The organism is Metabacillus indicus (assembly GCF_046603695.1).
In the GTDB taxonomy this organism is placed as follows: Bacteria; Bacillota; Bacilli; order Bacillales; family Bacillaceae; genus Bacillus_P; species Bacillus_P indicus.
Genome location: NZ_CP176757.1, coordinates 476475 through 495460, shown reverse-complemented (window position 1 = coordinate 495460; position 18986 = coordinate 476475). Strand labels below are relative to the sequence as shown.

General features: G+C 46.0%; 20 protein-coding genes. 8 read left to right on the top strand and 12 right to left on the bottom strand.

Going from position 1 to position 18986, the window contains the following annotated elements; translation table 11 throughout:
* Positions 1-129 precede the first annotated feature (129 nt).
* On the top strand, positions 130-1584 hold the full coding sequence (locus ACK1LH_RS02670) for an aldehyde dehydrogenase family protein (RefSeq protein WP_203289516.1): 1455 nt from the start codon (positions 130-132) through the stop codon (positions 1582-1584).
* 541 nt (positions 1585-2125) lie between these two features.
* Here ACK1LH_RS02670 and ACK1LH_RS02665 read toward each other — a convergent pair.
* The 3 genes from ACK1LH_RS02665 to ACK1LH_RS02655 are packed head-to-tail and all read right to left on the bottom strand — an operon-like array spanning position 2126 to position 5801.
* Positions 2126-3346, bottom strand: coding sequence for an iron-containing alcohol dehydrogenase (locus ACK1LH_RS02665; RefSeq protein ID WP_411334402.1), 1221 nt, complete (start codon positions 3344-3346; stop codon positions 2126-2128).
* The gene (locus ACK1LH_RS02660) at positions 3346-4890 is read right to left on the bottom strand and encodes an aldehyde dehydrogenase family protein (protein ID WP_411334401.1); all 1545 of its coding nucleotides are present in this window, start codon (positions 4888-4890) and stop codon (positions 3346-3348) included. Before ACK1LH_RS02660 ends, ACK1LH_RS02665 begins: the two co-directional genes overlap by 1 nt.
* 20 nt (positions 4891-4910) lie before the next feature.
* Positions 4911-5801 (bottom strand): R2-like ligand-binding oxidase, encoded by an 891-nt coding sequence (locus ACK1LH_RS02655; protein WP_029285830.1) that lies wholly within the window; start codon positions 5799-5801, stop codon positions 4911-4913.
* Between the two features lie 123 nt (positions 5802-5924).
* Between ACK1LH_RS02655 and ACK1LH_RS02650 the strand changes: the two genes are divergently transcribed.
* Both ACK1LH_RS02650 and ACK1LH_RS02645 read left to right on the top strand, forming a co-directional pair.
* Entirely contained in the window at positions 5925-6596 is a 672-nt protein-coding gene (locus ACK1LH_RS02650; protein WP_203289514.1) for a response regulator transcription factor, read from the top strand.
* Between the two features lie 166 nt (positions 6597-6762).
* On the top strand, positions 6763-7050 hold the full coding sequence (locus ACK1LH_RS02645) for a 2-acyl-glycerophospho-ethanolamine acyltransferase (RefSeq protein ID WP_203289513.1): 288 nt from the start codon (positions 6763-6765) through the stop codon (positions 7048-7050).
* A 62-nt stretch (positions 7051-7112) separates the two neighbouring features.
* Here ACK1LH_RS02645 and ACK1LH_RS02640 read toward each other — a convergent pair whose 3' ends face one another.
* Entirely contained in the window at positions 7113-7535 is a 423-nt protein-coding gene (locus tag ACK1LH_RS02640) for a GNAT family N-acetyltransferase (RefSeq protein WP_203289512.1), read from the bottom strand.
* An 86-nt stretch (positions 7536-7621) separates the two neighbouring features.
* On the opposite strand from ACK1LH_RS02640, the gene ACK1LH_RS02635 reads away from it, so the two are divergent.
* Positions 7622-7894, top strand: coding sequence for an acylphosphatase (locus tag ACK1LH_RS02635; protein WP_203290237.1), 273 nt, complete (start codon positions 7622-7624; stop codon positions 7892-7894).
* Here ACK1LH_RS02635 and ACK1LH_RS02630 read toward each other — a convergent pair.
* From ACK1LH_RS02630 to ACK1LH_RS02610, 5 genes are all read right to left on the bottom strand, one after another.
* Positions 7884-8021, bottom strand: a complete 138-nt coding sequence (locus ACK1LH_RS02630; protein WP_411334400.1) for a hypothetical protein — start codon at positions 8019-8021, stop codon at positions 7884-7886. The genes ACK1LH_RS02635 and ACK1LH_RS02630 overlap by 11 nt on opposite strands.
* On the bottom strand, positions 8018-8899 hold the full coding sequence (locus tag ACK1LH_RS02625; protein ID WP_411334399.1) for a helix-turn-helix transcriptional regulator: 882 nt from the start codon (positions 8897-8899) through the stop codon (positions 8018-8020). The genes ACK1LH_RS02630 and ACK1LH_RS02625 overlap by 4 nt, the downstream gene beginning before the upstream one ends.
* A gap of 102 nt (positions 8900-9001) precedes the next feature.
* Positions 9002-9457 carry a hypothetical protein gene (locus tag ACK1LH_RS02620; protein WP_411334398.1) on the bottom strand — a complete coding sequence of 152 codons (456 nt, stop codon included), beginning with the start codon at positions 9455-9457 and terminating at the stop codon, positions 9002-9004.
* A 16-nt stretch (positions 9458-9473) separates the two neighbouring features.
* On the bottom strand, positions 9474-10184 hold the full coding sequence (locus tag ACK1LH_RS02615; RefSeq protein WP_411334397.1) for an alpha/beta fold hydrolase: 711 nt from the start codon (positions 10182-10184) through the stop codon (positions 9474-9476).
* Positions 10185-10787: 603 nt separating this feature from the next.
* On the bottom strand, positions 10788-11876 hold the full coding sequence (locus ACK1LH_RS02610; RefSeq protein ID WP_029567136.1) for a nitric oxide synthase oxygenase: 1089 nt from the start codon (positions 11874-11876) through the stop codon (positions 10788-10790).
* 412 nt (positions 11877-12288) lie between these two features.
* Between ACK1LH_RS02610 and ACK1LH_RS02605 the strand changes: the two genes are divergently transcribed.
* From ACK1LH_RS02605 to ACK1LH_RS02590, 4 genes are all read left to right on the top strand, one after another.
* Entirely contained in the window at positions 12289-13929 is a 1641-nt protein-coding gene (locus ACK1LH_RS02605) for a PTS transporter subunit IIBC (RefSeq protein ID WP_029567137.1), read from the top strand.
* A gap of 3 nt (positions 13930-13932) precedes the next feature.
* Positions 13933-14724 (top strand): endonuclease/exonuclease/phosphatase family protein, encoded by a 792-nt coding sequence (locus ACK1LH_RS02600; protein WP_029567138.1) that lies wholly within the window; start codon positions 13933-13935, stop codon positions 14722-14724.
* Positions 14725-14846: 122 nt separating this feature from the next.
* Complete coding sequence (locus ACK1LH_RS02595; RefSeq protein WP_203289506.1) at positions 14847-15659, top strand: YihY/virulence factor BrkB family protein; 813 nt, start codon at positions 14847-14849, stop codon at positions 15657-15659.
* A gap of 66 nt (positions 15660-15725) precedes the next feature.
* On the top strand, positions 15726-16346 hold the full coding sequence (locus tag ACK1LH_RS02590; protein WP_411334396.1) for a DedA family protein: 621 nt from the start codon (positions 15726-15728) through the stop codon (positions 16344-16346).
* Positions 16347-16376: 30 nt separating this feature from the next.
* Here ACK1LH_RS02590 and ACK1LH_RS02585 read toward each other — a convergent pair whose 3' ends face one another.
* The 3 genes from ACK1LH_RS02585 to ACK1LH_RS02575 form a co-directional block, all read right to left on the bottom strand.
* Positions 16377-17729 (bottom strand): amino acid permease, encoded by a 1353-nt coding sequence (locus tag ACK1LH_RS02585; RefSeq protein ID WP_411334395.1) that lies wholly within the window; start codon positions 17727-17729, stop codon positions 16377-16379.
* An 89-nt stretch (positions 17730-17818) separates the two neighbouring features.
* Positions 17819-18535, bottom strand: a complete 717-nt coding sequence (locus tag ACK1LH_RS02580; RefSeq protein WP_411334394.1) for a 5-formyltetrahydrofolate cyclo-ligase — start codon at positions 18533-18535, stop codon at positions 17819-17821.
* A complete protein-coding gene (locus ACK1LH_RS02575) occupies positions 18519-18983 on the bottom strand; it encodes a GNAT family N-acetyltransferase (RefSeq protein ID WP_411334393.1) in 465 nt (154 codons plus the stop codon). The genes ACK1LH_RS02580 and ACK1LH_RS02575 overlap by 17 nt, the downstream gene beginning before the upstream one ends.
* Positions 18984-18986: the final 3 nt, after the last annotated feature.

The window sequence follows — 18986 nt, the reverse complement described above, 5'->3', positions numbered from 1 at the left end:
TTCACCTTGCCTCCGCTCCCTTACCTGTTTATATATCCCTATTTTGCCATAAAATCGGGTTCTGCACATCCAAACGTTTTAAAGAAATAACTTAACGGGAATAGTACGGGATGACAGGAGGAATGCAAAATGAACAACTATACAAAACAATTTATCAATGGTGAATGGACTGAAGGATCGAGCGAAAAGACAATTAAGAACATCAATCCGTTCAGCGGTGAAACGATAAACGAATTCCGCTCTGCAGATGAAGGTGATTTGGACAGAGCCTATCTGGCTGCCGAAAAAGCACAGAAAGAATGGGCAGAAACTCTTCCTCAAAAGAAACAGGAAGTCATGGACAATGTGGCAAAGGCGCTTCTTGAGCGAAAAGACGAAATCATAGATCTTCTCGTAAATGAATCAGGAAGCACAAAAGTAAAAGCAGAAGTGGAATGGGCGGCAACACTCCGGATTGTCAAAGAAGCAAGTACATTCCCGTACCGGATGGAAGGCAAAATTCTCCCTTCCAACATTCCCGGAAAAGAAAACAGGGTGTACCGGACGGCAAAAGGGGTAATCGGCGTCATCGGCCCGTGGAATTTCCCGCTGCATCTTGCCATGCGTTCCGTCGCACCGGCACTTGCCACAGGCAATACAGTTGTCATTAAGCCAGCATCAGAAGCGCCGATTACGTCCGGTTTTTTAATTGGAGAGCTTTTTGAAAACGCAGGAGCTCCCAAGGGCACAGTAAACGTAGTCGCAGGACGGGGCTCAGAGATTGGTGATGCTTTTATTGAACACCGCGTTCCAAAGCTGATTTCCTTTACAGGTTCAACGGAGGTCGGCCGTCACATCGGAGAGCTTGCAGGCAAGCACCTTAAGGATACAGCGCTTGAACTTGGCGGCAACAATGTCATGCTCGTGCTGGCAGACGCAGATCTTGAAAAAGCTGCTGAATCCGCCGCCTTCGGGAAATTCCTTCACCAGGGCCAGATTTGCATGGCGCTGAACCGCATCATTGTAGAAGAAAGTATTCACGATGACTTCGTTGAACTTTTCAAACAAAAAGTCGGTCAGCTTCAAGCTGGTGATCCATCTGACCCTAAAACAGCTGTCGGCCCGCTGATCAACAGCGATCAGATTGAACGGATTCAGTCAGACCTGGAAGACAGTCTGAAAGCAGGAGCTGAAAAGATTGCCGGCGGAGCTGTGAACGGAAACGTCATGGAGCCGGTCGTTCTCACGCACGTAACAAATGACATGCCGATTGCCAAAAATGAAATCTTTGGACCTGTTGCCCCAATCCTAAAAGCAAAAGACGAGGCACACGCCATTGAACTTGCCAACGGTTCCCCGTACGGCTTGAGCGGATCCGTCTTTACAAAGGACCTTCACAGAGGCGTCACCGTTGCCAAACAAATCGAAACCGGCATGATTCACGTAAACGACCAGTCCGTAAACGATGAAGCACATGTAGCCTTCGGAGGGGAAAAAGATTCAGGCCTTGGCCGCTTCGGCGGCGAGTGGGCGCTTGATAAATTCACAACCGTCAAATGGATCGGTGTTCAGGAAAAAGATCGTAGCTATCCGTTTTTCAGCTGATTGCGAATAGATGATAGAAAAAACGAGGCGCAGGAGTTTTGCGCCTCGTTTTTTTTGGGTGCCATCAAGCTTGCCTTTTTCGCAGTTGATGGTCCTTATAACCGTTTTTTGTGCCACCAAACTTCTTTCTTACACGCTTGATGGTCCCTATAACCATTTTCAGTGCCACCAAACTTCTTTCTCACACGCTTGATGGTCCCTATAACCATTTTCAGTGCCACCAAACTTCTTTCTCACGCGCTTGATGGTTCTTATAACCGTTTTTAGTACCACCAAACTTCTTCCTCACGCGCTTGATGGTTCTTATAACCGTTCCCAGTACCACCAAACTTCTTCCTCACGCGCTTGATGGTTCTTATAACCGTTTTTAGTACCACCAAACTTCTTCCTCACGCGCTTGATGGTTCTTATAACCGTATTCAGTGCCACCAAACTTCTTTTTCACGCGCTTGATGGCCCTTATAACTGTTTCTAGTGCCACCAAACTTCTTTCTCACACGCTTGATGGTCTCAAACTTTATCGCGCTCTCTGCTCATTCCCTCAACCCGTAACCCCCGCACCTGTAGGAAGCACTTTCTGGCTGATCGCCTGTATCAGCTCCGGCGGCATTGGGAAAGAGACGGCAGCAGGGTCCATCGCAACAGCCTTCACGATATTCTCTGTATCTTGAGGCGAAACACTGTAGTCTCCAAAATCAGACGGCAATCCTGTTTTCTTCTGCATCAGCCTGATTTTTTCAACAACTCGCTCTAACACCGCCTCCGGGTCCTTGTCCCGGCTCTCCACATTCAGTGCCTCTGCAAGCTGATGGATTTTCGGCAGGTAGAGAGCAGGTATAGTCTCCATAACGGCAGGCAGGAAGACAGCATTTGCAAGACCGTGCGGAATCCGGTACATGGCGCCGTATGCATGGGCAAAATTGTGCACCGGAATGGCATTCAGTGCAAAGCTGAAGGCTGTGATTCCCATAAGGCTTGCATGGAGCATGTCCATTCTTGCTTTCAGGTTCTCCCCGTCCTCCACGGCTTTCACGAGATTCTGCTCGATCAGGCGGACGGCGTGCAGGGCGTATGCATCCGTAAGCGCAGTTGCATTAGGCGAGGCATAGGCTTCAATCGCATGGGTCAGAGCATCAAAGCCTGTGAATGCTGTAATGAACGGCGGCAGCCCCGTCGTCAGATCCGGATCCAGGACCGCAATATCGGCACTAATAAACGGATTAATCATATTTGTTTTCAGCTTCAGATCTTCGTTGTAGATAACGGCAATCGGCGAAACTTCCGATCCGGTTCCAGCTGTTGTCGGAATGGCAATATGCGGGATTGGCATGTGCGTAGCTTCCGGAAACGACTCCATGACAAATCCTCCGGGAATGGCGTCCTTAATGGTTGCTAACCCTTTGTGCAGACAGTATTTCACCCCTTTAACCGTATCAAGCACACTGCCTCCTCCAACCGCGAGGAATGCGTCTGCACCAGTTTCCCTTGCGAAGCGCAGGGCCTGGTCCACACAGCTGCTCTCTGCATCCTGCCTGATATCCGTGTACACACCTGCAAGAACAGGGCCGTTTCCGTGACCTGCCAACGTGAAAATGGACGCCACTTTATCCACTACCCCCGCTTTTTCAAGGCCTTTATCACTGAACAGCACGACCCGCTTTGCGCCAAGTCCCCTGAATAGATCCGGGACCATCGCCCGTGTATTCGATCCGCTGTAGATACCCGAACGCAGCATAAATTGTGAAAAAGTTGTCGTCAGCATCACTTCTCACCTCTCGTTTCAGCTTTTTCAGAAAACAAAATGCCGTACCAATTGCGTTTATGAAGATCTGTCAACATTGACGTATGCACATGTTTTACTTGTGTGTAGGCATCAAGAGAATGCTTCCCCATCTCCCTGCCAATGCCGCTCTGCTTGTACCCGCCGAACGGTGCATCATTCCGCAGCATGTGCCAGTCGTTGATCCAGACAACTCCTGCCTGCAGCTTTCTGGCAGCTTCATAGGCTTTATTCACATCTCTTGTCCATACACCTGCAGCAAGACCGTAAATGGTATCGTTCGCCATTGCAATGACTTCATCCATACTGGTGTATTTGATGACGCAAAGGACAGGACCGAATATCTCTTCTCTGGCAATTTTCATGTCGTTTGTCACGTTTGTGAAAATCGTCGGTTCAATAAAGGATCCTCCTTCACAGCCGGGCACCGACATTTCTTTGCCGCCGCATACAAGCTCCGCTCCTTCTTCAAGCCCCGACCGGATATAGGACAGAACGGTATCTTTCTGCTGTTTAGAAATAAGCGGCCCCATATCAGATGCGGGATCGAGCGGATTTCCGGGCTTTATGTTTTTCGCCAGCTGCACAAGCCCTTCCACTACTTCATCATGCATGCTTTCATGGACGAACAAACGTGTTCCTGATTCACAAAGCTGTCCTGAATGGAGAAATACGCCGAATAGACTTCCAGGCAATGCAAGGGATAGATCCGCATCTTCAAGAAGAATGTTCGGAGACTTTCCTCCAAGCTCAAGAGTCGTATTTTTCACCGTATCAGCTGCAAGCTTCATGATGTTTCTGCCTACTTCTGTCGATCCTGTAAAAGCCACTTTATCCACGATGGGGTGGCGCACCAGCGCTTCACCTGTTTCAGCACCGGGACCTGTGACAACATTGATGACACCAGGCGGGACAACCTTCGAGATGATTTCAGCCAATTTTAAAGTCGACAGCGGCGTATAGCTCGCCGGCTTAATGACAATCGTATTTCCCATCGCAAGAGCAGGCGCTATTTTCCACGAGGCAATCAGCATCGGCATATTCCATGGAGTGATGGCTGCACATACTCCAACCGGCTCTCTCCAGATGAAATTATGGGCAGGACCCGGAAACGGCGGGACCGGCAGTGTTTCAGAGAATGGATACTCGAGCACGAATTTGCCAAACGTCTGGAACAAGTCGGCCATCTGCAGAATGTCATTGGAGCTGATGCGCCTGATTGTTCCGCCTGAGCTGACGCATTCGAGATAAGCAAGTTCTTCTGCATGCTCTATAATCTGATGGGCTATCGCATACATTACCTTGGAGCGGTCCTTTGGATTCATCTCTCTCCACTCCGCTTGATCAAAGGCAGCTCTTGCCGCCATCACAGCACGGTCAACATCCTCCGCCGTTCCTTTTGCAGCTTTTGCTATTACCTCGCCTGTTGCAGGATTGTTTACATCAAACCACTCCCCTGAAGCAGCACTCTCCCACTTTCCATTAATGAAAAGCGGCATTGTCAGTACATCGACTTTCACACTCATTCGTTTCAGCCTCCTCTTTTTTAAAGTACGCCAACCTCTTTTTCTGTCATTCTGTAAATCTCTTCGATTCTTTTTCCGCGCGCCCTTGCCAAAATATCCATGCGGACAGACAGCTGCTTCATCGTAAAGTGCATGGTATCTTCAATCGTGTGACCGAACGCCGTCTGCTCACCGGCTATGCCTTCCTGGTTCAGCTTAATCGCATACGGAGTCAGCTCGTCCATTTTTTGAGCTACCAAATCAAAAATAGAATCATTCTCGCATATAAGCCTCTGAAGCAGAAACGTCCCGTAGCCTATGTGCCGTGATTCATCCTTTTTCAGCAGACCAACACCTTTTAATAGTCCAGGCATGATATTCGCTTCCTCAAGCGACCGGTAGAATGAAAAATAGCCCGTTTCAGCAAGTACTCCCTCAACGAACATGTTGTAGACAGTCGACGCTTCAGCAATGGCTTCCTGCGACTGATCATGGAGCAGCCTGTCCATTGTCCGGGGCAGAAGCTCGTAAAAAATCTCTTTATATGTCTCTGTATGATAGACGGACAGATCTCCCGTTTCTCCGAGAGCATTTAAAGCAAGCCTGAAAAATTCGGTATGCTTTGCTTCCTCAAATAAAAACGTTGTTAAATACATCTCCTCTTCCAGACGGCCTTCCTTGGCAATCGCCATCATCAGCGGCAGCAAATCAAGTGTGACCGCCTCTTCTCCCGCCTGAAACTGCGAAATCAGCCTCAAGACTTCTGTCCTTTGATCCTGATTCATGCCCTGCCAGTCTCGCTGATCCTGTGAAAAATCAATGTCAGACGGGTTCCAAATCCCAAAACGCTTCGCTTTTTGATAAAGTCTGAACGGGAGAGAGTCCTCCTGAATGCCCCGCGCACTCGTGGTAATGATTTCACGCTTATTCATCGCTACCTCCTGAAAACTTTTTTTCAAAAACACGGCTTCACGTTTGTAAGTGCTTACATAACTATTTTACAATGGGAAGTGGAACCCTCATATTCCTGAAAAAGTAGGGGAGGAAATTGTCGAATGATAGATTCCAAAGTGAGAGATTATGTACGTGAAACGCACAAGATCCATGACTTTTCCAAAAAATGCGAACGGATGGTCCTCGGGTGCATCCGCTTCTTCCCATTCAAGCGGGCAACTCTCTTTACATACTCCGCCTTCAGTAATATCGGTGAAGGCCTGATCCAGGCAGAAGAAGGAAAAATCACCTCCGTCAAATGGATCAAAGAAGATGTCCGAACCATCCCGCCAGTCTATCACGCTCTCAAAAACAACAAGCTCCGGCTCCTTGACCTCACACAAAGCAACGTCCCTTTTCCCGAAAAATATATTCAGCAATTTGACCTCTCAACCATCGCCGTCATCCCGATCAGCCAGTCCAACCATGTCATCGGCTGTGTTCTGGCCGATCAGTACACGGGCTGCAGCCAGTCCATTCACACCCAGCTCGAGCAGCTTTCCAGCTACTTTCAGGAATTTTTCACACACCGCCCTGCGCACAGGCTCAGCAGGCGGGAAACCGAAGTCCTGCAGCACCTCGCAAACGGCCTTTGCATGAAAGAAATGGCGCACTCCATGAACATAAGCGAATACACCGTCCGAGACTACCTGGGCGCCGTCATCCGGAAACTCGGCGTCAGGCACAGAGCAGAAGCTGTGGCGGAGGGGTTGAGAAGGGGGATCATAGTATGAAGACAGAGGCTTCTGTCGAAAGTACTGGAAACTCGAACTGAGCACTGCAGAAATGCCTATGCGGCTTGGCCTGAACAGGCAGAAAAATAAAAACCCTGCACAAGAGTCTGAATCTGACTTTGTGCAGGGTTTGCTTTAACCTTAAAGTGAAAGAAGCGATATACAGATGGAAAGAGAAAAACTAAAAATATTCACTGACATATCGTTCTATATTGCTCTTTTCGCATTAATCTTTATTCCGTGTTCTGTTTTTATCTCTGGACTGAGTGTATTTGGACTTCTTGCATTTTTTGCTACCTTTATTGGAATTCCATTAAGTATTCTTTCAATGTTCAGCAAAGAGAGCGCAATTAAGAGAATTTTTGCATTGCTTGTAAATTTACTGCCTCTAAGTATTATGGTATTTGCTCTAATAGCAGAGTTTACAGATGAATTTCTTCGAAGTGCTCCTTAAATACGGGCAAAATTCTAAAAGCTTTAATCGAAAAAGATGCATATGAATTCTTCTCCAAAACTCTACCCAAGCGGGCTCCCCATCACCGGACGCCTCATGCACTCATCGGTCTCAAACCCGAACTGTCTGTAAAGCCCGTGCGCATCCTTTGTGGCAAGCCCGAACTTTGTGTTGATCAAATCCGGATGATCAAGGACGCATTGTACGAGCCATTTTCCGAGCCCTTCTCCTCTGGCGTTGTCGTCAATGACTACATCCATCAGCCAGGAGAAGACGGCGCGGTCTGTTATGACTCTTGCAAACCCAAGCTGAGTTCCGCTGCTGTCATAGAGTCCGAAACTTAGTGAATTCCGCACGCTTTCTTCAATCACGTGCACGGGCCTGCCTTTTGCCCAGTACTGGCTGCCGATCCATCCGGCAATCTTGTCTATTTGCAGCAGATTCTGTTCGTCTGATACGAAAAATCCATCTTTTTCCCAATTCACTTTTACCATCTCCTTAAACGATTATCTGACTAGATTATAACGGATGTCTCATGGGTATTGTGATTGTAATGGAGGCGATTTTTGATATGAAAACCATTCATCTAATTGTTTACGGCCATGTCCAGGGTGTCGGATTCCGTTATTTCGCTCAGACCTCAGCCCTATCAGAGAAAGTAACCGGCTGGGTGAAAAATAAAGAAGACGGTACAGTCGAAGCTGTAGCACAGGGGACAGAGAACCAGCTGGAGTCCTTCGTCCATACCCTGCGTTCGGGAAACCGCTATGCACGGGTGGAGGAAATAAAAGTACGCGAAGCAGATCAAAACCAGGCATACGCTGATTTCAAAATCATCCGCTAGATGTTTTTTTCAGCTTCGCTTTCTTTAAGACGGCTCCTATGACAACCGCTGTCAGCAGGAGCCCGCCTCCGATCCAGATGCTCCCAAGGTGCAGAAGGCTTTTACCCAGTGCTGCTAATCCGCTCATTCCAATTCCTCCTCAAAAGAAAGATTTGCCGGCTCATCATGAAGGTGAGAGGTAAATTCGATGTTTGTAGTAGGAACCGTTTCGTCGACTTCTTCAAATTTCAGCTCGTCCACCCACATTCTTCCCGCTCCTGATAGCAGCACTCCAATAGAAATGACCGCACCTTCTTCCGGTATATCAAGGACGATGGAGCAATAGTGCCATGCTGTATCCTTCGTAATCGGTCTGTCTCCCATATTGTCAAAGCGCAGAACATCCTGAAGGGCATTGTCCACTCTCATCCACAGTCCGCAAAAGCCGTCCAGATTTTCAGCACGAATAAACCCAGAGAACTTATAGCGTTTGCCCTTATACTTATCCGCTTTTATTTCCTGCATCATTGTTGCAAATTCACCTGGATGCTGCACACTTTTGGCAGCTAAATACCCTGAGCTTTTCCCTGAGTGATAGACTTTACGATCCAGTCCCATTTCGTAATTAAAGGGATGACTGCCGCTAAGGACCCACCCTTTTACACTTTGATTTTCCATTGAAATTTCCTCCTTCTGCTTCGTCAGGCTGACCATGATCTTCCGGTAGGTACCCGGCGGCAGCCTGTATATCTTTTTGAATGCCCTCGTGAATGATTCCTGGCTTTCAAATTGATAGGAAAGGGCAATATCAAGTATTTTTTCATCTGTATAAAGCAGCATTTTTGCTGCATCCGCTATCCGCCTCGTTCTTACGTATTCAGAGGCTGTCATTCCAAACTCCCTTTGGAACAGCCTGTGAAAGTGGAATTTTGAGTACCCGGCTTCACGGGCAATCGTCTCAAGCGGCAGCTCTTCCTGAAGATGATGTTCGATATAGGCAATTGTCTTTTGAAGGGCTGTATCCATTTCCTCACCTCTTACTGAGAGTTTACCAGGAAAACTTCTCCTTTTTTTGATTTTTCTTGCTAAAAAAGAGCCCCCTTTTGATAACAGGAGCTCTGTCATGCATCATTCGATTTCAATATTTCCAACATACTGCGCCAAACCGCTGTCAGCATCAAGCTCCACTACAAGGATGTACTCCCCTTTTTCTTCCGGAAAAGTAAAGGAACGCTGTTTATCTAAGGGTAATTCCTGTTCGGTGCCATCTTTCCAGAGTGCAGCTTCAAGATCCTCCACCATGAAATCCTCACTGTCAAACAGCAGATCTATTTTCTGTCCCGATTGAAATGTAAGCTGCTCTTGCTCATTTGCATACGACAGAACGTCGTCAATTCGTTTTTCCTCAAGCTTGCTGTTTTCACCCGTCCACTTGATGTTTGCCTCTGTCAGCTTTTCAGACTGGGAACTGTCCGAACTGGATAAAGTTACGGAAGGCGGGGTGAAATCATAGTCTTCGGCAATACAGCCTGCTGATAAAGCCACCAGAAAAATAGTTGTAATGACTTTCAATCTTTTTTTCATAATCTCCCTCTTCATCTTAAGAATTTTTCAGGAACGTATGCAGCGTCTGAGAATAGAGGTCAGGCTGCTCCCTGTGTACAAGGTGTCCGGCAAATGGAATGACAGCGATATTGATTGCTGAGTACAGCTGCTTATACGCAACAGCAGCCTCGACTTCCAGCTCCTGATTTTCACCGACGAGACATAAAACCGGAATCTCTAGGCCGGAAACATCACCTGTCGCGTGAAAAGGATAAAAGTCAGCTTCATTAAAAGATTGCAGCAGGGATTTCCAGTCATTCTCCCCGTGGATTTCATTCAAGAACGCAACGGCTTCTTCATTCGCAAACAAGTGCTCATAATGCTCTTCTTCTTCTTTTATTAATTCAGCCCAGTTATCAGGCTCTTTCGGCAGAACTCCGGAAAAACTCAGCGATTTTACTTTTTCGGGGTACTCTTTTGCAAAAAGCAATGCGGCAATCCCTCCGATTGAAACTCCGGCAATGTGACACCGCTCAATCCCGAGATGGTCAATCGTTTCTTTCAAATCCTGCACGCATTGTACAAAATAGTGATCAATCTTTCCAAACGACTTACCATGCCCCCGCAAATCAGGTCTGATCACTTTGAAGTTTTCCGCTGAAAAAAACTCGCTCTGCTCGTTGTATTCCGTATCACCTGTCATTCCCCCAGAATGAATAAGGACGAGAGGCTCTCCTTCTCCTGATACATATGTATGCAAAATCATCCATGCTTCCCCCTGTGCATGACCGTATTAACCGGCCAACATTATATATGTAAAATCACATTACCCCAGTACAAAAAACTCATTGTGAGAAAAACAAACGTACATACTTTTGCCTTTTCCGGCAATTTTCCTTTGAAGAAAATAAAGCCAATCCCGGCCAATATGTGAAAGCTGATAAAAAGGAGCAGACTCATCCGTTTCACCTCTTTAAGAATAGAAAGCCTTTGGCACTTCCTTATTGCTTAGTTCACGATTTTTTTACTGCACTTATCTCCGCACCGGACCGACTCTAAGTGTCCTTATCCTGCTTTTACAGCACTTATATTCGCTCCGAAGTCACCATAAGTGTACTTATCCTGTTTTTACAGCACTTATCACCGCTCCGGACACACACTAAGTGTTCTTATCCCGCTTTTACAACACTTACCTTCGCTCCAGAGTCACTCAAAATGTTCTTATCCTGCCTTTACAGCACTTATCCCCACTTCAGACTCACACTAAGTGCCCCTAACCAAAATACCTTCATTTTCCATTTTATCACAATCAAAATCACCGCAATACAATAAAACACCCGTCTTTTAAAATGACGGATGCGCTGATCGGTTAATATGCTTTTTCCTGATAAAAGTAATTTGGCTTCACGATTTTGTTCTCGTACTGTTTATGGAAGATATGGGTTGCGGCAGGAGACATTGGCGGGATGAGCCAAGTCCAGTCGCCTGTTACATCTCTTCCTGCTGTTGATTCGTTCTGTTCAAAGCGTTTAAATTGCTGGGCTGCGGTATGGTGGTCCACGATGCTCGCGCCTGCCGCCTTGAAGGAGTGCAGCACGGCTCTGTTGAGTTCAACCAGGGCGCGGTCCTTCCACAATGTTGCTTGTGAAGACGTATCAAGCCCCAGGAGCTCAGCTACTTTCGGCAGCATGTTATACCGGTTTTCATCGGCAAGGTTTCTGGCGCCGATTTCCGTTCCCATATACCATCCGTTAAAAGGAGCGGCGGGGAATGTGATGCCTCCAATTTCAAGCTTCATGTCGGAAATGATCGGAACGGCGTACCACCTGGCATCGAGTTCTTCTAGCTCTGGATAGTCAGGATGTGTAATCGGGATCTGCATGACGATTTCATCCGGGATTTCGTACCACACAGGCATTTCCCCTGCCACCTGGATAACAAGCGGAAGAAGATCGTAGGCTGTCCCCTTTCCTTTCCATCCAAGCGCGAGACATTCTTTTGTGAACGCGACTGAGCCGGGATCGCCGACAACGCCGGAATCTGTCACATACCCTGCGTATCTCAACAGCTGATGATTCCAGATTCTAACCGGTGCCTGTCCATTTTGTTCCGGTTTAAAAATGGTGATAAGCGGGCGAATTCTGCCGCCGTTTGTTGCAAATTCTATATGCGAGAACAGAGCGTCCCTTATTTCTTCAGGTGTTTCAAGATGTCTTGCATCTGCAACGCGGAGTGTATTCCAAAACAAGCGGCCGATGCATTTGTTGCTGTTCCGCCAGGCCATTTTCGCACCGTGCTCAAGTTCTTCTGCTGTGAGTTCATAGAAATTGCTTCGGTCATGCAATGACTTAATTTGCAGCAGGCGTGCGGTTGTTTCTTCTTCTGATTTCTCAAGTTCAAGGTAGCATTGCCTGATAAATGGTTCTGCTTCTGACATGTAATCAAGCTGGGTATTCATAAGAGCCTCCTAAATTGCCGGACTTCTATGTAAAGACTTACGGTATTTTTGTGAAAAAAGATCAGTTTTTCCTATTAAAGTATAGCATCTCACTCCGCACACACTTTTACTACAACGAACATTTTCATGAACTTTTCTATTCAGAAAAAACATTTTATAGACGCCTTCCATCAAAACCATGTACATCAAGGGGTTGAGCCCTACTGGAAAAAGTATTCTATAAAAATATGAAAAAAGTAATATTTTTTTGTTGCAATGTGAAAGCCCTTTAATTAAAATAGGTTTATGCAAGCGATTGCACATATTGCACTCATAATTGCACACCACACTTTAAAAAATAATGTAAGCGATTTTGCCTTTTAATGAATTCGTTTACACCTATTATACTTACAGGAGAAAGAAGGGCAAAAAGATGAAGAACTTATTATCATTCGACTTTTGGCAAAAATTCGGTAAAGCCTTAATGGTCGTAGTAGCCGTAATGCCTGCAGCCGGTATCATGATTTCACTAGGCAAGCTTATTGCAATGACAGGCGGAGACATCACGCTCGTGCAAACGATTGCACGTGTTATGGAAGATATCGGGTGGGGAATCATCACGAATCTTCACATTCTGTTCGCCGTAGCCATCGGGGGATCCTGGGCTAAAGAACGTGCAGGCGGAGCGTTCGCAGCTCTCATCGCATTCGTACTGATTAACCGCATCACTGGTGCTATCTTCGGAGTTAACGCTGCAATGCTTGCAGATCCTGAAGCAACAGTAAACTCTCTTTTCGGACAAGAACTGATTGTTAAAGATTACTTTACTTCTGTACTTGGCGCTCCTGCACTGAACATGGGCGTGTTCGTCGGAATCATCGCAGGTTTCCTTGGTGCAAACCTGTTCAATAAATATTACAACTACAGCAAGCTTCCTGAATCACTTTCATTCTTTAACGGTAAACGCTTCGTTCCTTTCGCAGTAATCGGAGGTTCAGTTGTAACTGCTATCGTTCTTTCACTAGTATGGCCGTTTATCCAAGGTTTGCTTAACGACTTTGGACAATGGATTGCAACATCACGCAACACGGCTCCAGTTGTTGCACCATTTATCTTCGGTGCCCTTGAGCGTCTGCTTCTTCCTTTCGGTCTTCACCATATGCTGACTGTACCGATGAACTATACGTCTCTAGGCGGAACTTATCAAATCCTTACTGGCGGAAGCGCCGGTTCAACAGTTGCAGGACAAGATCCGCTTTGGCTTGCCTGGATTGCTGACTTGAACAACTTCCTTGCTGCAGGTGATACTGCAAGCTATAACAAGCTTTTGGAAGAAGTAACTCCAGCCCGTTTCAAAGTTGGACAAATGATCCTTTCAACTGCTTCTCTTATCGGTATCGCTTTTGCGATGTACCGCAATGTTGATAAAGAAAAACGTACAAAATACAAATCAATGTTCCTTTCTGCAGGTCTTGCAGTTTTCTTAACAGGTGTAACTGAGCCAATCGAATTCATGTTCATGTTCGCTGCACCGCTTCTATATGTTGTATACGCGATCACAACTGGTCTTGCATTCGCAATCGTCGATATTATCGACATCCGCGTTCACTCATTTGGATTTATTGAGCTTCTGACACGTACACCGATGATCATTAAAGCAGGATTATGGCTTGACCTTGTCAACTTCTTCCTTGCATGTGCCGTGTTCTTCGGACTGAACTTTGGAATTGCGAACTTCCTGATCAAACGTTTCAACTTCCCGACTCCGGGACGCAACGGAAACTACATCGATTCTGAAGAGCCTGCTGCAAAAACAACAGGTGAAGTAAACAAAGACTCACAGGCTTCTGCGATTATTACTTTGCTTGGCGGTTCTGGTAATATTGAAGATGTAGATGCTTGTATGACACGTCTTCGCGTAACAGTTAAAGACCCTGCAGTTGTTGCTAATGAAGCGCAATGGAAAGAAAACGGCGCGCTTGGTTTAATTATTAAAGACAAAGGCGTTCAAGCCATCTACGGACCGAAAGCAGATGTTTTAAAATCTGACATTCAAGATACGTTAGGAGCTTAAACGATGAAATTATTAACGCTTAATTGTCATTCCTGGCAAGAAGAAAATCAGATGGAAAAAATCAGGACCCTCGCGCTTGCCATCAAGGAACAATCTTATGATGTGATTGCCCTTCAGGAGGTAAGCCAGCGGGTGGAAGAGCCCGTCCTGTATGACGGAGTCAAAAAAAACAATTATGCGTTAGTGCTGCTTGATGAACTGAAAAAACTTGGTGTTGCCGGATATGAGCTGGTGTGGGGATTTGCCCATATCGGCTATCCGGGCTTTGAAGAAGGCTTGGCCATTCTGACAAAGCATCCGGTCGTTGACTCAGAAGTGTTCTCCGTCACAAAAGGCAAAAACACTGACTACTGGAAAACACGTTCCATCGTCCGTGCGGATATCGACTATAACGGACAGGAAATTTCTTTTTACTCCTGTCACCTCGGCTGGTGGCACGATGAAGAAGAACCATGCAAATATCAGCTCGACTCTCTTCTTCAAAAGGTTGACCTTGATAAGCCTTCCTTCTTAATGGGAGACTTCAACAACAGTGCTGAAATTAGAGATGAAGGGTATGATTATCTTCTGTCACATGATTTGTATGACACGTACGAACTTGCAGAAGACAAAGACTCAGGCATCACGGTAAAAGGGAAAATTGCCGGATGGGATGAAAACAAGAAAGATTTGAGAATTGACCTGATCCTTGTAAACAAGGAAGTCAAAGTTCATTCTTCAAAGGTTATTTTCAATGATGACAATAGACCGGTTGTTTCTGATCATTACGGGGTTGAAACTGAAATCAGCATGTAAGACCAAGGCTGCTTCTTTAAAAAGAGGCAGCTTTTTTATGTTACAGTGATCTTTTTTTCTTCTCTTTGCGTTTATCCTATCGTTCCCCCGGGAAAGTATAAAGGTTATAGGGAGGCAGATGTATGAAAGATTTATTCAGAAGAATTCACCAGCACGAATTAAACGACCTGTCTGCAGTTATCGCATACTATTTACTTTTATCCCTGTTTCCGCTGCTTATTTTCTTAATTGCGCTGTTTCCTTATTTTTCGCTTGATGTCACGCCGCTTTTGACATGGATTAATCATTATGTGCCTTCAGAGACAGCTGAGCTTTTAACGGAGCAGATCCGAAGCCTGTTCGGAGAAACCAACAGTTACATCCTTGCATTTGGCTTATTGGCTGCCTTATGGTCTGCAAGCAATGCCACACACATTCTAATCAGAGCATTCAACCGGGCTCTTGAAATTAAAGAAACGCGCCCCTTTATTAAGGTGCGCATAGATGCTCTTTTGCTTGCTGCAGGACTGATCATTACGATTACGATTGCTTTGCTCCTGCCTGTATTCGGAAAAGTGATCATCAGCACATTAACGCGCTATGCACCGTTTCTTGAAGCCGTTAATCCGCTTTTAAATCAGGCGAGATGGGTCATTTCCTTTTTCATGATTAATCTCGTCCTGCTTGCGCTGTATTACTTTGCTCCGAATGAAAAGCTGAAGTTTTTTGATATTTACTTCGGATCACTTTTGGCAACATCTCTTTGGAGTTTAAGCTCTTACGGATTTTCTTTTTATGTTGAGAACTTTAAAGCTTTCAATGCTGCATACGGAAGTTTAGGGGGCATAATCATTTTGCTTATCTGGATTTACTTTACTGCCTTTTCCATTTTGCTTGGTGGAGAAGTGAATGCGATGCGCGTCTGCAGGAGAAGGGATAAGTTCTGTCCGGACTGATATTTCCTTAATACACCAGTTTGATAAATTTGGAAGCGGGTATTTCACTTAGAGAAGACTCATGAAGTGAAAGGAGACCGTATGCTTGATTTTGTGATCAATATACTCAGGGAATTTGGAATATGGGGATTGATGGCAGGACTTGCGATTGAAGCATCCTCCCTACCATTTCCAGGCTCTCTTATCACCCTTGCCTATGGTTATCTGCTGAAGCTTTCATTTATTGAAATCATTCTGATAGCCCTTTTAGGAAGTGCTGTCTATACGATTTTCAGTTTTATCCCTTATTGGATTGGCTATAAATTAGAGCACAAAATGAAAAAGAAACTGACTAAAAAGAAAAAGACGTTTGAAAAAACGCAGCGCTGGTTTAAGAAATGCGGACTTTGGAGCATCGCTCTCGCCCGTCCTTTCGGAATTGGGAACTACATTTCCTATGTCTCAGGACTTTCCAAAGTGAAATGGGTCCCGTTTGCCGCTCTCACATTTCTTGGAGTATTGCCTTTAAACATAGCAATGCTCTGGCTCGGACAGCTGGGAAGCCTCAAAACGGTCACTGCCTTTATGTCAGAAATGCAGATGTATGTCCTGATAACAGCCGGCGCAGCCATCTTACTGTTCTTTGTTTGGCGTTATGTTAGCAAGAAAAAACAGTGCGCTCCAGCTGCGCAGCAGGAAACAAATTAAACGTAAAAAATCCAGGGGAAATCCCCTGGATTATTTTTTTGCCCCGCCTGCATACAGGATAACCAGCAGCACGGCAACGCCAAATGCAATGATGGTTCCTGCGGGAGGAGAAGTAATTAGAATACCTGCCAGGATTGCGAGCAGGGCAATCAGGGAGAACCAGGAGGAGTAAGGATAGCTTTTCACGTAAAAGCCCCGAAGCTCTTCCCCCTTCTTCCTGCTCTTCAAGTGGGCGACTGTCAGCAGAATCCAAATGGACAGAATCGCATAGCCCGGTACAACCATCAGGTAACCAAATGTCTTTTCCTCTGCAAAAACGGCAATGATCACACCGATGTAGAGAAAGGATGTGCTCGCAAGCAGCGCTCTGACAGGGACCTTTTTAGCAGACAGCTTTGAGAAGAAGGACGGTGCATTTCCGCTCAGAGCCTGCGTGTAAAGAAGTCTTGATGCTGCATACATGCCTGTATTCGCTGCAGATATTACGGCTGCTAAGAGGACAAAATTCATAAAGCCTCCAACATACGGAATGCCGATCCGGTCAAAAACGGAGACAAACGGGCTTTCCGCTCCCACCATATTCCACGGCATGAGGCTCACAATAATCAGAATCGGAAGAACATAAAAAACAAGAATCCTTACGATGACACTTCGTGCTGCTCTCGGTATCACTTTTTCAGGATTTTCCGTTTCACCGAGCGTCATGCCAATCATCTCTGTTCCGCCAAAAGAAAACATGACAACGAGCATGGAGGCTGCAATTCCTGATATGCCATACGGCAAGAAGCCGCCGTGCTCTGTCAGATTTGAAAATCCGGCTGCACTTCCCCCGCTGATCCCCGTAAAGATCAGGACACCGCCTAGAATGATAAACAGAGTAAGAACCGTAATTTTCAGTGCTGCAAGCCAGTATTCCGTTTCACCGAAAATACCCACTGCAAACAAATTGATGACCGTAATCAGGATGGAAACACCAAGTGACAGAAGCCACATCGGCACATCCGGAAACCAGTATTTCAGGAAACCCGCCGCTGCAGCCATCTCCGCTGCCATAACAAGCATCCAGCTGATAAAGTAAATCCATCCGGCAAAGAAGCCGGCAAATGGTCCAAGAATGTTTTCGATCAAATCTCTGAGCGTTTTAGCTTTCGGCTGCTGCACAGCCATTTCCGCCATTGCCTGCATCACAAAATAAAGAATAATGCCTGCCAGCAAATACGAAATAATAACACCGGGGCCTGCAAGCTCAATTGATGAACTGCTTCCCTGAAAAATGCCTGCTCCAATGGCGCCGCCAAGTGCAATCATGGTGACGTGCCTTGATTTAAGCCCTCTGGCTAACTCGTCTTTTTGGTCAGACGAATGGTTATGTTTATTGCTCATGCTCGTCTCTCCTCATATATGGTCTATGCTCTTTTGTCTTGCACGTGTTATCTTAACAAAAAAGCAGATACATGAAAACAGTGTCCGTCTCAGTCCTTGTGCGTAAGGTTCCACACTTCCATTAAAACCGGCATCTCTTTCTTTTCATCCTCCGTTACAAGGTCCCATTGAATGCCGTCAGGCTTTTTATACGGAGTATCTGTTTCAATGATTCCCTCTTCGGTTACGATATAGTCCACCGGCAAATCATATGTATCAACCTTAAAGTCTTCGTCTGTAACCTGAATACTGTGAATGGTGGAGATAACAGGCATGTCGGGATTGCCAAGCTCTCTCATAATGGCATACTCGCGGTCTGAGTAGCCCTCTCCTTTTCCAATCCTTCTCCCGTCCTTATGGACAGCAACAGATCCTGCGACAAACAAGTCGACCTTAGGCAGCTCGGATAGAGTGATTTCCTTTCCATACTGCCTGATATTCTTTAAGCTTACAGCCTTCCTCTCTTCACCTGGCGGAACCCATTCTCCTTTCAGCATGATAAACCCTGCTTTGAGCCTCGGTGTCGGAACGAGAAGGGTTTTCCCATCCTTGATCACACGGGCTCTTAAAGGAAGCTGCGGGGCGTCCGGATTGATTTTCACAACCTCAGCCCTTTCGTAAATGTCCATCTGTGAAACAAGTTCAGCTGCCGCGGCGGCCCCTTTGAAATTCGGAATCCGGTTCTTCAGCGGAAACGGAAAGCCTCCCAGCTTTTCATCCTCGAGCCGTTGCCACTTGTTTTGTCTGATTTCATCTTTTGTGATCATGAAGTTCTCCTCCTCCTAATGTAAGCCGGTGTGTTGCATGGTCTGACTGAATTTTACTGAATCCTGCACGTTCATAAAAACTGGCTGCTTCTTTTGTGTCTGTGCGCAGTACAGCCGCTGAAAAGGTCGGAACCGCCTCACGTAACAGCGTTTCTAGTAGCAGGCTTCCCGCTCCTTTTCTCCTGTACTCTTTTCCTACATAAAATCTTCTGATCCTGCACGTTCGTTGATCCTGATCGTACGGGTCACGGTTCAGTCCCCCGACAGCAATTAATTTATCATTATAAAACACGCCAAACAGCGCTTCTCCCGGCAGACTGAACTTGTTTTTTCCGGTTTGGAAATCATGAAAAAGCCTTTCAACAAAGCGGAATCCCTCTCTTTTACTTTCTTCTAAAAGAGGGGTTATTTGTTCTTTTTGGAGTCTATTCATTCGTCTGACAATCATAGT